Origin of the sequence: Glutamicibacter sp. FBE19 (genome assembly GCF_015524875.1) — a bacterium.
Classification (GTDB): Bacteria; Actinomycetota; Actinomycetes; order Actinomycetales; family Micrococcaceae; genus Glutamicibacter; species Glutamicibacter halophytocola.
On sequence record NZ_JACKQN010000011.1, the window covers coordinates 126,451 to 139,531 of the forward strand.

Annotated in this window: 10 protein-coding genes; 7 read left to right on the forward strand and 3 right to left on the reverse strand. The window is 59.4% G+C overall.

Annotated elements, in window-relative coordinates:
• Positions 1-158 precede the first annotated feature (158 nt).
• From H6F58_RS15825 to H6F58_RS15850, 6 genes are all read left to right on the forward strand, one after another.
• Entirely contained in the window at positions 159-2,312 is a 2,154-nt protein-coding gene (locus H6F58_RS15825) for a S9 family peptidase (RefSeq protein WP_195182131.1), read from the forward strand.
• A gap of 28 nt (positions 2,313-2,340) precedes the next feature.
• Positions 2,341-3,354 (forward strand): GNAT family N-acetyltransferase, encoded by a 1,014-nt coding sequence (locus H6F58_RS15830; RefSeq protein ID WP_195182132.1) that lies wholly within the window; start codon positions 2,341-2,343, stop codon positions 3,352-3,354.
• Between the two features lie 114 nt (positions 3,355-3,468).
• On the forward strand, positions 3,469-3,909 hold the full coding sequence (locus H6F58_RS15835) for a hotdog fold thioesterase (RefSeq protein WP_060703449.1): 441 nt from the start codon (positions 3,469-3,471) through the stop codon (positions 3,907-3,909).
• A 38-nt stretch (positions 3,910-3,947) separates the two neighbouring features.
• Positions 3,948-5,267 carry an AMP-binding protein gene (locus H6F58_RS15840; protein ID WP_195182133.1) on the forward strand — a complete coding sequence of 440 codons (1,320 nt, stop codon included), beginning with the start codon at positions 3,948-3,950 and terminating at the stop codon, positions 5,265-5,267.
• Positions 5,268-5,299: 32 nt separating this feature from the next.
• Positions 5,300-5,917: a TetR/AcrR family transcriptional regulator gene (locus H6F58_RS15845; protein ID WP_060702317.1), complete on the forward strand. Its 618-nt coding sequence runs from the start codon at positions 5,300-5,302 to the stop codon at positions 5,915-5,917.
• Between the two features lie 192 nt (positions 5,918-6,109).
• Positions 6,110-6,850: a nicotinamide mononucleotide transporter gene (locus tag H6F58_RS15850; RefSeq protein ID WP_146275827.1), complete on the forward strand. Its 741-nt coding sequence runs from the start codon at positions 6,110-6,112 to the stop codon at positions 6,848-6,850.
• A gap of 52 nt (positions 6,851-6,902) precedes the next feature.
• Here H6F58_RS15850 and H6F58_RS15855 read toward each other — a convergent pair whose 3' ends face one another.
• From H6F58_RS15855 to H6F58_RS15865, 3 genes are all read right to left on the reverse strand, one after another.
• A complete protein-coding gene (locus H6F58_RS15855; protein WP_257745366.1) occupies positions 6,903-8,687 on the reverse strand; it encodes a carbohydrate-binding module family 20 domain-containing protein in 1,785 nt (594 codons plus the stop codon).
• 327 nt (positions 8,688-9,014) lie between these two features.
• Entirely contained in the window at positions 9,015-11,138 is a 2,124-nt protein-coding gene (gene paaZ, locus H6F58_RS15860; protein WP_195182134.1) for a phenylacetic acid degradation bifunctional protein PaaZ, read from the reverse strand.
• A gap of 143 nt (positions 11,139-11,281) precedes the next feature.
• On the reverse strand, positions 11,282-12,004 hold the full coding sequence (locus tag H6F58_RS15865) for a tyrosine-protein phosphatase (RefSeq protein WP_195182135.1): 723 nt from the start codon (positions 12,002-12,004) through the stop codon (positions 11,282-11,284).
• Between the two features lie 140 nt (positions 12,005-12,144).
• On the opposite strand from H6F58_RS15865, the gene H6F58_RS15870 reads away from it, so the two are divergent.
• Complete coding sequence (locus H6F58_RS15870) at positions 12,145-13,047, forward strand: RIO1 family regulatory kinase/ATPase (RefSeq protein WP_146275832.1); 903 nt, start codon at positions 12,145-12,147, stop codon at positions 13,045-13,047.
• Positions 13,048-13,081: the final 34 nt, after the last annotated feature.

A 13,081-nucleotide genomic window follows, 5' to 3' on the forward strand; every position in this document is an offset into this window, starting at 1 on the left:
CCGATAGGTTCCTATTCCAGCAAGCCTAAGCGCAATAAAGTCTAGCCGGAACCCTTGGCCCGTTGGCACCACGGGTTTTTCGCATTGGACTTGGCGGTTCTGTCCGCGCTGAGCATAGCTTGCGCCCATCAGTCCCCGCAGTGGGATTGAATAGGGATATGACTGATCCATCGTTGACCGCCAATCCCCCGCACGCCGCGCAGCGTCCGACCACCCGCAGCTTCCATGGCGATGATTTCATCGACAACTACGAGTGGCTTCGCGAGAAGTCCAGCTCCGAGGTCATCGAGCACCTGAAAGCCGAAAACGACTACACCGATGCAGTCACGGCCGACCAGCAGCCACTGCGCGATGACCTCTTCAACGAGATCAAATCCCGCACCGTGGAGACCGATTTGTCGGTCCCGGTCCGCCGGCGCGGATGGTGGTATTTCACGCGTTCCGCCGAAGGAAAGCCCTACACCGTGCAGTGCCGGGTCAAAGCCGCGGATTCCTCGGACCCGGTCGCCGATTGGACCCCGCCGGTGATCGATCCCAAGCAGCCGCTGCCCGACGAAGAAGTCTTGCTGGATGGCAATGCGCTTGCCGAGGGCAAGCCGTTCTTCTCGCTCGGCGGCATGGCATTGAACGAAGAAGGCAACCTGCTGGCCTACTGCGTAGATAATGCCGGCGACGAGCGCTTCACCCTGTACATCAAGGACTTGCGCACCGGGCAGTTATTGCCAGATGTCATTGACGGCGTGTTCTACGGCCTGGCTTTCTCCCCCGACTCCTCCACTGTGTTCTACACCGTCGTTGACGAGACCTGGCGTCCGAACCGGATTCTTGCCCACCGCCTTGGCACCGATGCTGCGCAGGACCAGCTGGTCTTTGAGGAAAATGATCCCGGAATGTGGCTCGGATTCGATCTGAGCCCCGATCGCAAGACCCTGATGATTTCCAGCGGCAACTCCGAGTACTCGGAAACCAGCATGCTGGATCTGACCCGTGATCAGGCGGAGGTGGCCTTGCTGGTTCCCCGCGGCCTGCGGGTGCTGCACGGAATCGACTTGATGCCAGGCACCGGGCAGGCCTTGATTACCCATGACTACCAGGCGCCAAACAACATGGTCTCGTTGGCGGCCTTGGACCAGCTGGGCCAGGATGCCAAGCCAGAGCAGTGGCAGACCGTGGTGGCTCATGAAAATACGACGAAGATCGAAGGCACCGCCTTGACCGGCTCGCACGTGATTCTTTCTGTGCGCCGCGATACCTGCGAACGAGTCCAGCTGATCCCGCTAGAAGGCTTGGGCACTGTAGAACAGGCCCCCGCGCTCGAACCGCAGTTTGAAGATGAGCTGTTCACCGCCTCTCCAACCTTCGCCGAACTCGATGCCCCGCTGATCCGCATCAGCTACACATCCGATTTCACGCCGGCGCGCGTCTACGACCTGTGGCTTCAAGACCAGTTGCTGGTGCTGCGCAAGCAGACTCCGGTCAATGGCTACGACGCCTCCAAGTACCTCTCCACTCGCGAATGGGCCACGGCAGCGGACGGAACCAGGATTCCGCTGACCATCATGCGCCGTTCGGACCTGGATACCTCCGTGCCCCAGCCGGTGCTGATCTACGGCTACGGTTCCTACGAAGCGTCCATGGATCCGGGCTTCGGCATCCCGCGCCTGAGCGTGCTGGATCGCGGCGTCGTATTCGTCATTGCGCATGTGCGCGGCGGTGGCGAACTGGGCCGCGACTGGTACCTGAAGGGAAAGAAGCTGCATAAGAAGAACACGTTCACCGATTTCATCGATTCCACCCGGCACCTGGTCGATTCGGGCCTGGCGGATCCGAAGCGCATCGTTGCCCTGGGCGGTTCTGCCGGCGGGCTGTTGATGGGCGCCATCGCGAATATGGCTCCGCAGCTGTACACGGCGGTCATTGCCCAGGTTCCATTTGTGGATGCGCTGACCTCGATCTTGGACCCCGATCTTCCGCTCTCCGCGTTGGAATGGGAAGAATGGGGCAATCCCATCGAAAGCAAGGAAGTCTATGACTACATGAAGTCATACTCGCCTTACGAGAATGTCACCGCCCAGGCCTATCCCAAGATCGCGGCGGTGACTTCGCTCAACGACACCCGCGTGCTGTACGTCGAGCCGGCCAAGTGGGTTGCCAAGCTCAGGGATCTGGGCACCGGAAATGCTCCGATCGTGCTCAAAACCGAGATGGACGGTGGCCACGGTGGCGCCTCGGGCCGCTATGAATCCTGGAAGTCGCGGGCTTGGGATTATGCCTTTGCCTTGGACGCCCTGGGCTGCACGAAGCTCATCTGATTTCTGCCACTGACCGGGAAGGGCGGCCATGCGCCATATCGACATCAAGGACTACCGCGGCGATTCGTCGGTGCGCCGGTTGCTGGTGCTGGCCGCCGATCCTGTCGGAGAACAAGGCCTGCAAGACCTCCTGGATGAATGCGAGAACCTCCTGGTACTCGCTCACTTCACCAAGGAGGGCGACGTTGCAGCGCTGGCAGCGTATCGGCACAGTGATCAGTATTCGCTGTGCCTGGAATATCTTGCCGTTCTCCCTGAATTCCAGCATCGCGGTTTGGGACGAGCGCTGCTCGAAGAACTTCGCGCCCTGCATGGCAAGAATCTGTGGGCCACCACGGATGATGACGCCATCGATTTTTACCGCGCCCTGGGCTGCGTGATCTCCAATTCGGCAGGAGATCCGCGCTGGCCCGGTGTTGCGCGATACTTGTGCACCTTGCCCTATTTGCCGCTGCTGTCCAGCCAGCCCAAGGAAGATCCGGAATATGAGCCCGTCGACGGGCAGCTGACCCGGGGAAATATTCGCATCGAGGAACCTTCGCCGAGCTGGCCACATCACTTCCAGGAACTCTGCGAGCAAATCAGCATGGCCCTGGGGCCTCAAGCGCTGGCCATTGAGCACACCGGTTCCACTTCGGTCCCGGGGCTTCCCGCCAAGCCCATCATTGATATCGCATTGCTGGTCCCCGATGCCAACGATGAATCGAGCTACGCTCCAGCGCTGCAGCAAGCAGGCTTGGTGTTTTGGCATCGCGAACCCGGTTGGTACGCGCACCGCATGTTCAAGCCGCCTGCCGCCAGTGGGCGCATGGACGCCAACGTCCATGTTTTCCCCGCAGGCAGCCCTGAGTATTTGCGCATGATGCTGTTCCGCGAGCACCTGAAACTGGATGCTGCTGACCGCCAGGCTTATGCGCAGATCAAGCGACAGGCAGCGGCGCAGTTGCTGGCCGAGCAGGGAGAGGATGCGCTGGTCATGGATTACAACCGCATCAAGGAACCCTTCATCCTCGAATTGCATCGAAAGCTCTTCGACCCTTAATCCCGGCATCTGCACTCCGCAATAGTTCGCCACTTGATGCCCGAAAACTTGACTTAGCTCACATTATGTTATTACCTAATGATCGTTCGGTAAATAAATGGGCGAAGGACAATGATGACCAACACACAGGTAGAAGAACCGGTACCCCACGCCATACTCCGCAATGACTATGCGACCCAATGGATGGGCATCAACGTCATCGAAGTTCGCGAAGGGCACGCTGTCATCAGCATGGAACTGCGCCCTGAAATGCTCAACGGATTCGGCATCGGGCACGGCGGAATGATCTTCGCCTTGGCCGACACGGCCTTCGCACTGAGCTGCAATCCAGCAGAAGGCTCCGATCAGAGCATCACCGTAGCCTCCGGAGCAGATATCAACTTCCTGCGGCCTGCAATTCCGGGACGAACACTCACCGCCACCGGCAAATTGGTCTCGCAACAAGGGCGTAGCGGGGTCTATGACATTACGGTGACCCAAGAATCAAGTGACGGCGCCTTGGAAGTGGTTGCCGAATTCCGTGGACGTTCCCGCACCGTCCCGAAGCCCAGCTAAAGGCCGCTCCCCCATTCACTTCTCACGAAAGTTTCAGCATGTCTCAGACACCCAGCCGCGATGCACTTCCGAATCCTCTCGATCCCGAAGAGACCATGAGCCGCGACCAGATCGAAGCCATCCAGCTTGAGCGGCTCAAGGAAACGCTGCACCACGCCTATGCGAATGTTCCGCACTACAAGGAAAAATACGACGCTGCCGGGGTCCATCCGGAGGATCTCAAGGAGCTTGGCGACCTTGCGCTCTTCCCATTCACGGACAAAGAGGACCTGCGCAAGACCTACCCCTTTGGCATGTTTGCCGTGCCCCAGCACGAGGTCTCCAGAATCCACGCCTCCTCCGGAACCACTGGAAAACCGACCGTTGTCGGCTACACCCAGCAGGACCTGGCGGACTGGGCGAAGCTCGGTGCGCGATGCCTTCGGCTTTCGGGAGTCAAGCCTGGCTGGAAGGTCCACAACGCCTATGGCTACGGCCTGTTCACTGGCGGTCTAGGCGCCCACGCCGCTGCCGAACGCCTGGGTGCCACGGTCATCCCGATGTCTGGCGGTCAAACCGATAAGCAGATTTCGCTGATCCAGGATTTTGCCCCGGACGCGATCCTTTGCACTCCCACCTACCTGCTGACTATCGGCGATGCCATGCAGCGCATGGGCCTTGACCCGCGCAGCACCTCGCTGAAGGTCGCAGTCCTCGGCGCAGAGCCATGGACCGAGGAGATGCGCCATGAGCTCGAAGAGATGTTCAACATCGATGCCTGCGACATCTATGGGCTCTCCGAAGTGATGGGGCCCGGCGTGGCCGGCGAATCAAATGAGCGCAAAGACGGCAGCCACATCTGGGAAGACCACTTCCGTCCAGAAATCATTGATGCCTTCGACTCCAGCAAGGTTCTGGGCGACGGCGAACATGGCGAGCTGGTATTCACCTCGTTGACCAAGCAGGCTCTGCCAATTATTCGCTACCGCACCCATGACCTGACTCGCCTCATGCCAGGCAGTGCCCGACCTGGCCACCGCCGCATGGGACGTATCACCGGACGCAGCGATGACATGATTATTCTTCGCGGGGTCAACCTCTTCCCGAGCCAGATCGAAGAGCTGATCCTCAAGGTTCCAGGCCTCTCCCCGCATTTCCAGCTTGTCCTCTCACGCCCAGGCCGGATGGACCAGTTGGCGGTGAAGGTGGAGCGCCGCACGGATGCGTCAGCCGAGCAGGCGCAACATGCCGGGAAGGAACTGGCGAAACTCATCAAGATCCATATTGGTTCATCCTGCGCCATCGATGTTGTTGAGCCCGAATCGCTAGAGCGATCCATGGGCAAGCTCAAGAGGATCTATGACCTGCGCAATCAGTAATACGCGCAGGGACATGGAATAATCGATTCATCATGGACACTACCGATACTGCCAGCCGCCCGGTGAAACGCGGGCGCCCCGGGTACGACCAAGACGCCGTATTGAGAATTGCCGTCGAGGCTTTTAACGAATATGGCTATGACGCGACCTCGATGGGCAAGCTTGCCGACCGCTTGGGCATCAGCAAGTCCGCGATTTATCATCATGTTCCGTCAAAGGAGGACTTGCTGCGGCTGGCGTTGGACGCGGCACTCATCCCCCTGGAAGCGGTCAACACCGAGGTGCGCGCGCACGCGGGCAGTGCCGATGAGCGCCTGGAATTTTTCCTGCGCTCGACGATCCGCATTTTGATCGAAAAGCGCCCCTATGTAACCCTGCTCTTGCGCTTGCGGGGCAATACCGAGCTCGAACGCCAGGCTTTGGAACGCCGCCGTGCGATGGACCGCCAGCTTGCCGAGCTGGTCACGGCCGCGCAAAGCGACGGCAAGCTTCGAGATGATCTTGAGCCGCGTTCCACCGCCCGCCTCCTGTTCGGAACAATTAATTCGATCGTGGACTGGTACCGCGTTGATGGACCGCTCGAAGCTTCGGCGCTGGAAGAACAGGCCGTCTCGCTGCTCTTCCACGGTTTGCACACGGAAGTGAAGTAGGCCAATATCGTATCCCTCGAATGAGGCTCCCTGCTTTCGGCAGGGAGCCTCATCGGGCATTGCTGGCATCATGAGCTCAGGTCTTGTGGCGCATCCAACCTTCTAGAATTCTTTGGCTCACAGGATTCACCGTTAGCATCGAAGGGGTGCCTTGTGCACCAGTCGTTGCCAATCGATCGAGTGAAGAGCACCGTGGATTCCATCTTAGAAACCCTGTTCATGGCTACTGCTGACAGCGGTAGTTCCTACGTTCAGATCCTGCTGTCTGCCGCTAGCATGCTGCTAGTTTTCGTCTCCGCAATCCTGCTTGCGCATCGCAATGATTTGGGCTGGTGGACCCTGATCCTCTCGGTTTTTGTCGGCCCGATGATTTCCGCGTTGCAGTTTGATCTCTTGGGGCTGATCTACGCAATCCCTCTGCTGGTGCTGCCGATTTTTGGCCTTTGGCGCTTTTCGCAATTCAAGCTCACCGGCAAGTTCAGCCGCGAGGTCACCGCGACGTCCATCACCGGCTGGTCAGCCGTCGGCATGATCGCGGGCTTGATCTTGCTTGTGGCCCTGCGCTTTGGCCCCTTCCTGTTCAACTCCGGCTTCCTGACCGCTACGCCGGAAGTCTGGGTCATGTACTTCGCTGACGCCGCTATTTTCGCTTCGTTCGTCATGATCGCCCGCGGCGTGCGTGAAGGCTGGCTGCTGCTGGCCCTTGCGGCCATTGCCGATCTGGTGATCTACTTCGTGATTTCGCCAATGCTTGGCATGCTTGGCCTCTACGTGTTCATTGCCCTGGCCGCAGCGTACGGCTTCTTCCTGTGGCGTACTTTGCCTGCGGCAGGGTCTGAGCCCGTGCAGATGGAGCTGGGTGAAGAAGAGCTTGCCTTGCAAAAAGCGAAGCAGGCCACGTTGGACAAGATGAACGCTGAAACCGAAAAATAACTGAAGACAACGTGTTCCCGCACCATCTTGGAGCGGGAACACTTTTTTGTTGCTAGTTGCGCCAGCTGTCAGCCAGGTTCAAGGATCCGTCGGCTTGCACGGTGGCGGTGCGGTTGCTCCCCGATTCCCATACGGCATGGCCGCCCTGGTCGTACTTGATGTACTTGTATTCAAACTGGGTCCCGGCAGGAAGATCTGCCGTTCCAGTCCAGCTGGGGTAGTTCGCCGGCGACAGCTGCACAGCCTTGGCAGGATCCCAGCTGCCTAGTTCTGGCTGGTTGCCAACTATGCGGATGTTCTGTCCCATCGTGGTCTCTGCGGTCACGGCCACGCTGACATCGGCGGTGTCTTCCACTGGATCCGGCGTTTGCGATCCGCCGCCGGAACCATCGGCAAGGGCTCCGATATGCAGTGCCACAGCGCCGTAGGCAGGCAGGGTGGCCGTGAATTTACCGTCCGCTCCCACCGTGATGGTCTTCGAACAGTCTCCTGCACCCACCACATCGCAGTAGGTTCCAGCCGCCAGGGTGCTGGTGTATTCGCGGGTGGTGGCTGCCCCGGTGTTGTTGATAGCTACAAAGCCCTTGTTCCCCCGCCCGTAGGCTATCTGGTTGCTTCCGTCATCCCACCATTTGCTCACCGCTGCGTCGCCCACAGCGTTGTTGAAGCCGACCATGCCGGTGATTTCATCTTGCCGCTGCTCACAAGTCCAGGACGAAGAATCGCAGTTCGCATTTGGCACCGAGGAATCGCCCGCTCCGGGAGCGCCAGCTTCCTTGTCGGTGAAGGTGAAGCCCGAGTAGACCGTGGGCGACCCATACGGCCAGGAGAGCATGAAGACGTTGGCCAGCAGGTACTTGGCACCCCACTTGTAGTTCATGGATTCGCCATTGCGCTCGGTGTCGTGATTGGTGACGAAAACTCCGGCGCGGTCGCTAGCGAGCTTGCCATCGCCGATGAAGCGCAAGTTGGCGATCTGCGCGTCGAAGTCGTGCTTGAGCTGGCGGGAATAGTCGAATTCGTGGGAGTCGCCGCTGCCCAAATATTCGCTTTCCTGGATCGGCTCTCCCGAGGCGCCGATGACTTCGTGCACCCAGAAGGCACCGGAGTTCTTCATCTTTGATTTGATGGCTTCCAGGTCTGTTGCCGGGATGTGCTTCGAGGCATCGATGCGGAAGCCGGAGACGCCGAGCGAAACGAGATCATCCAGGTAGTCGGCGATGTTCTGCTGGACGTAGCTGCTAGAGGTCTTCAGATCCTGGAGGCCTACCAGGCGGCAATGCTGTACTTGCCAGCGGTCAGCGTAGTTGGTGATGTTGGTGCGGCAATCATTAAAGTCCTGGGCCGAGTACTCGGGGAAATGATCCTCGGAGAAGGGCGAGCCAGCGGTACCGGTGCCGGCTTGGCCGGCGCCAGCCATGTGGTTGACCACCGCGTCAGCGATGACTTTGACGCCAGCGTCGTTGCAGCTATTCACCATGGCGGAGAATTCCTCGCGGTTGCCGAGCTTGGAGTCCACTTTGTAGCTCACCGGCTGGTAGGAGGTCCACCATGCCGTGCCACGCAGGTGCTCTGCCGGAGGGGAAACCTGGACATAGCCGAAACCTGCCGGGCCGATGCTGGACTGGCATTCCTGAGCCACTGAATTCCAGTTCCATTGGAAGAGGTTGAGGATGACGTCTTTCCCGTCGTTGGGTGGGGTGGCGGCCTGGGCTGGCGCGGTGAACAACGGCGCGGCGAGCAGGGCCAGCGAGGCGCCTAGGGCCGCGACTGGTTTGGCCCTTCCGGCGCCGATCCGGCGTTTTGTTGATTTGGCACGTGATGGCAAAAGTCCCACAGAAAAGCTCCTTTGATGTGATGAATGGGCTGCGATCCATCGACGCCGCTGCGCCGGGATCGCTCAACCACACGCTCCCCATCAACGTGTGACCTGCGACATAACTGTAAGCGTTTTCTCATGCCTTACCAACAAGTAAATTTCTGTAAACACATTAAATCCGCGAAACCAAACGGATAAATTGCCATAAAATTTTCCGGCCACACTCAAAATCTTCTCTAGAATGGAAACGCTTACACAGCTGTTTGAAAGACCCTGTGCTCGCATTGAGGCACGAAAAAGGGTGGACGCCGCATTCGCGGCATCCACCCTTGAACGGATCGGTTATTAGACTCCGAAGTTGGCGTAGGTGAGGTTTTCTTTCTCCACCAAGGTCAAGACATCGTAGGTCGCAACAATTTCATCGTTCTGGTTATGCAAGACAGCGTCCCAGGCGACTTCGCCGTATTCGTCGGTGACGCGAGGAGTGATCTTCTTGGCCGTGAGTGTCACGCGGATGGAGTCTCCCGCAGCCACCGGCGTAATGAAGCGCAATGACTCCAACCCGTAGTTGGCCAGCACCGGCCCCGGAGCCGGCTCAACGAATAGTCCAGCAGCCCAAGAGACCAGGAGGTACCCGTGGGCAACGATGCCCGGGAAGAACGGATTCAATTCGGCGGCCTTCGCATCGGTGTGCGCATAGAACGTATCGCCGGTCTTCTGTGCGAAGTCGCTGATGTCCTCCAAACTCACAACACGAAGGTCCGAGGCGAACCCGTCTCCTATGCGCAGCTCAGCCAGCGACTTGCGGAATGGGTGGGTGTTCTTGGCATCGCCACCAAATTTTTCGCATCCCGCCAGGCTCTGCTCAGCGCCGGCATGCCACACCCCGCTCAAGGCAGTAAGCATATTCGGCGATCCCTGCACCGCCGTGCGCTGCATATGGTGCTTGACCGACCGGATTCCGCCGAGCTCTTCCCCGCCGCCGGCACGGCCCGGGCCGCCATGCACAAGGTGAGGCACTGGTGAGCCATGGCCGGTGGTTGAGCGTGCGGTTTCCCGGTTCAGGATATGCACGCGGCCATGGTGGGCAGCGATGCCCAGAGCCAGCGAACGCACGGTATTGGCATCATTGCTGCACACTGTGGCCACCAGCGAACCTGAGCCCATCGCGGCCAGTTGAACCGCTTCCTCAAGATTTTCGTAGCCAATGACGGAGCTGACCGGCCCAAAGGCTTCTCGGGAGTGGACCAATGGGTTGCGGGCGTCGTCCCAGCGAAGAATCACCGGCGACATGAACGCACCGGCGTCCGCCACGGCGTCTCGCTCCGGAGCCACGCGCACCGCCGGGGCTTCCAAGCGCCCATAGGCCAGCTCGCCACCGGCGTCGATCATGTCTTGAACCGCTGAGCGCACATCAGCCAGCTGCTCCAATGACGCGAGCGCGCCCATGGTCACGCCATCGACGCGCGGATCGCCAATAACAACTCGCTCGTCGATTCGCTTGCCAATGCCTGCGATAACGGGATCAACGAGGTGGGAGGGAACAATATTTCGGCGGATGGCGGTGCATTTCTGGCCAGCCTTGGAGGTCATCTCGGTGACGACTGCCCTGATAAATGCTTCGAATTCCGGGCTTCCCTCCTGCGCGTCAGACCCAAGAATAGCCGCGTTGAGCGAGTCGGTTTCTGCCGCAAATCGCACTCCCCCGTCGATGACATTGGGATGGGATTTCAACTTGCTTGCGGTGGCCGCCGAGCCGGTGAAGGCGAACATGTCGCGGTAGTCGAGATGATCCATGATGTCCCTGGCCGAACCCGAAAGCAGCTGCAGGGAGCCTTCGGGAAGGATGCCGGATTCCAGCATCATGCGGACGGCGGCCTCAGCGAGGTAGCCAGTGGGAGTTGCAGGTTTAACAATGGTGGGAACGCCTGCGATAAAGGCCGGCGCAAACTTTTCAAGCATGCCCCAAACAGGGAAGTTGAACGCGTTGACCTGTACCACCACACCACTCATCGCAGTGTAGATATGCGTGCCGATAAAGGAGCCGTCTTTGCTTAGCGGTTCCGTGGGACCGTCGAGGATGACGTTGCTGTTGGGCAATTCGCGGCGGCCCTTGGAGGAAAAGGTGAAGAGCACCCCGATGCCGCCATCGATGTCCACCATGGAATCGATCTTCGTGGCCCCGGTTTTGAACGAAATCTCGTAAAGATCCTTGCGCCGTTCATTCAGATACAGCGCCAGCTCCTTGAGCTTCAGCGCGCGCTCATGCAATGTCAGCTTGGCCAGCTCCTGCTGCCCGGTACCTCGTCCATAGGCGACCGCTGCTGCGACATCCAATTTGTCATTGGTAACCGAGGCAAGCAGTTCCCCCGTGTTGGCGTCCCGAACCTCCGTTCCGCCTCCGGATTCCGGAGTCCACCATTTTCCCGCGATAAAGCTGGGCACTACGCTGATCTGTTTCGTCGACATTGACACAATTCCTTCCTGAACGGTCGGTCAGTATTAATATTAACCATATCAGGAAGAGCGTGACCAAGGACACCCGCAATCGGCGATTTTGGGATCATGAGCCCAAGATCCGACGGCGCAATGAGGGCAAGGCCTGCCGTGAATCAGCGCTGTGCTGCCAGTGAACGCAGGCGCTCGAGATCGCCAACGCCCATGCCTTGGGCCAGCAGATAAGTGCGCGCAGAACCGATCCAGGCGCAAAAATCCTCCAGAGCCTCGGCACGCTCGCTGATGATCCCCCGCAGTTCTTCCTCGGTGCGATAGCTCTCGTGGGGATGCTTTCGCCCAGAGACCCGATGCCATTCATTAATGCCCCGCACCGCAAGCTCGTCGTGCACGAGAATGCGATCTTCCAGTCCGGCCAGGTCCAGCAGCAGCGTGGCGATCAGCCCCGAGCGGTCACGGCCTGCCGAGCAATGGATGACTGTTGCGCCTTGCGAGTTGGCCAAGTCCTCGAATACTGCACGCAACTGGCTGCCGAATTCCTCGCAGACCAGCTGATACAGGCCCGTGTGATTCATATATGGCACGGCCATCGATTCAAACCGCTGATTGCCCGGTGTTTCCAGCGGCAAGTTCACAAGTTCAATGCCGGCAAGGCTGGCATCCGGAACCGCCGGATCGTGTTCGCGCCGATGAATCTCGCTTGGATTGCGCAGGTCAATGACCTTGGTGATGCCATCACCCTGCATTTGGCGCCACCCTTCCGCGCTCAGCCACTCATGGCGCCCCATGCGGTAGAAGGCGCCACAAATATGCCGCGCGTTCACGGCTCCTGCCCACGGCAAATCCCCGGTTTGCTTTTGGTAGTTCAGGCTCTGGTTCATTCCCCCATTGCAACATATTGATTCGCTGTTGTAGAGTTCTAGTCATTGGCAAACGCCAACCAGTCTATTGAAGGAGGGGTAACGATGATTGCCTACCGCCGTTCCCGGTCATTTTTCCCTTTTTCTAAGGACTTTTCCCAATGCATTTTCCTGCTGGAGACCCATCCACCAGCTCGCGGCTGATTACTCCCGAATCCGCAGATCCCGACACGCAACTCAAATTCCACAGGCACAAGCCCGTCTGGAAAGAGTCGGCCATTGACGAGCCGCCTGCCGGCCAGCGCTATTCCACGTGGCCCTTTGTCGAGAAGGGCTTTCGCGGTCCACAGCCCTATCCCCTGTGGTTGATCGAGGATGCCGGTGCCATGGACACCGAACTGGGCATTCTCAAAACGGGCAAGGAAGGTGATGTCTTCCTGCTCGAACGCGCTATCGGCGGGCGCACAAGCCTGCTGGCCGCAAAACGCTACCGCTCGCGGGACCGCCTGCAATTCAGCCGCTCGCAGGCCTACAGCGATGGCCGATCAGCCCGTCGCTCCCGTGACAATCGAGCCATCCGCAACAACTCCGCGTACGGCCGCGACATCGCCGCCTTGCAGTGGGCCAATGCAGAATGGACCTACCTGTTGCGCTGCTACGAGGCGGGCATTCCCGTCCCGTATCCGGTCCAGATTGACGGCACTGAAATCCTGATGGAATTCATTGCAGACCCGGATAATCCGTTGGCAGCCGCGCCTCGCCTCCAGCAGCTCACGCGCTTTGACCCGCGGTTGCCCTCGCTGTGGGAGCAGCTCAGCGAGGCCCTGGAAAAGTTCGCTGGCCTGGGAGTGGCCCACGGCGACTTGTCGGCCTACAACCTCCTGGTTTCCGGCGAGCGCCTGGTGGTCATCGATGTTCCACAGTGCGTGGATCTGGCCGGCAACCCGCAGGGAATGGACTTCTTGCATCGCGACTGCGTCAATCTTTGCGAGTGGTTCTCTTCCAAGGGACTGCCCCGCGATCCCGATGAGCTTTTTGCCTCGCTGCTGGGCCACCTGTTCTAGCAGCCCTGAAACGCCGCAGTCCCCGACGGTCGCG

What these genes read in the sequence shown, in the direction of transcription:
- H6F58_RS15825 (WP_195182131.1), top strand. Translation starts at nt 159, where the DNA reads ATGACTGATCCATCGTTGACCGCCAATCCCCCGCACGCCGCGCAGCGT.
- H6F58_RS15830 (WP_195182132.1), top strand. Translation starts at nt 2,341, where the DNA reads ATGCGCCATATCGACATCAAGGACTACCGCGGCGATTCGTCGGTGCGC.
- H6F58_RS15835 (WP_060703449.1), top strand. Translation starts at nt 3,469, where the DNA reads ATGACCAACACACAGGTAGAAGAACCGGTACCCCACGCCATACTCCGC.
- H6F58_RS15840 (WP_195182133.1), top strand. Translation starts at nt 3,948, where the DNA reads ATGTCTCAGACACCCAGCCGCGATGCACTTCCGAATCCTCTCGATCCC.
- H6F58_RS15845 (WP_060702317.1), top strand. Translation starts at nt 5,300, where the DNA reads ATGGACACTACCGATACTGCCAGCCGCCCGGTGAAACGCGGGCGCCCC.
- paaZ (WP_195182134.1), bottom strand. Translation starts at nt 11,138, where the DNA reads ATGTCGACGAAACAGATCAGCGTAGTGCCCAGCTTTATCGCGGGAAAA.
- H6F58_RS15865 (WP_195182135.1), bottom strand. Translation starts at nt 12,004, where the DNA reads ATGAACCAGAGCCTGAACTACCAAAAGCAAACCGGGGATTTGCCGTGG.
- H6F58_RS15870 (WP_146275832.1), top strand. Translation starts at nt 12,145, where the DNA reads ATGCATTTTCCTGCTGGAGACCCATCCACCAGCTCGCGGCTGATTACT.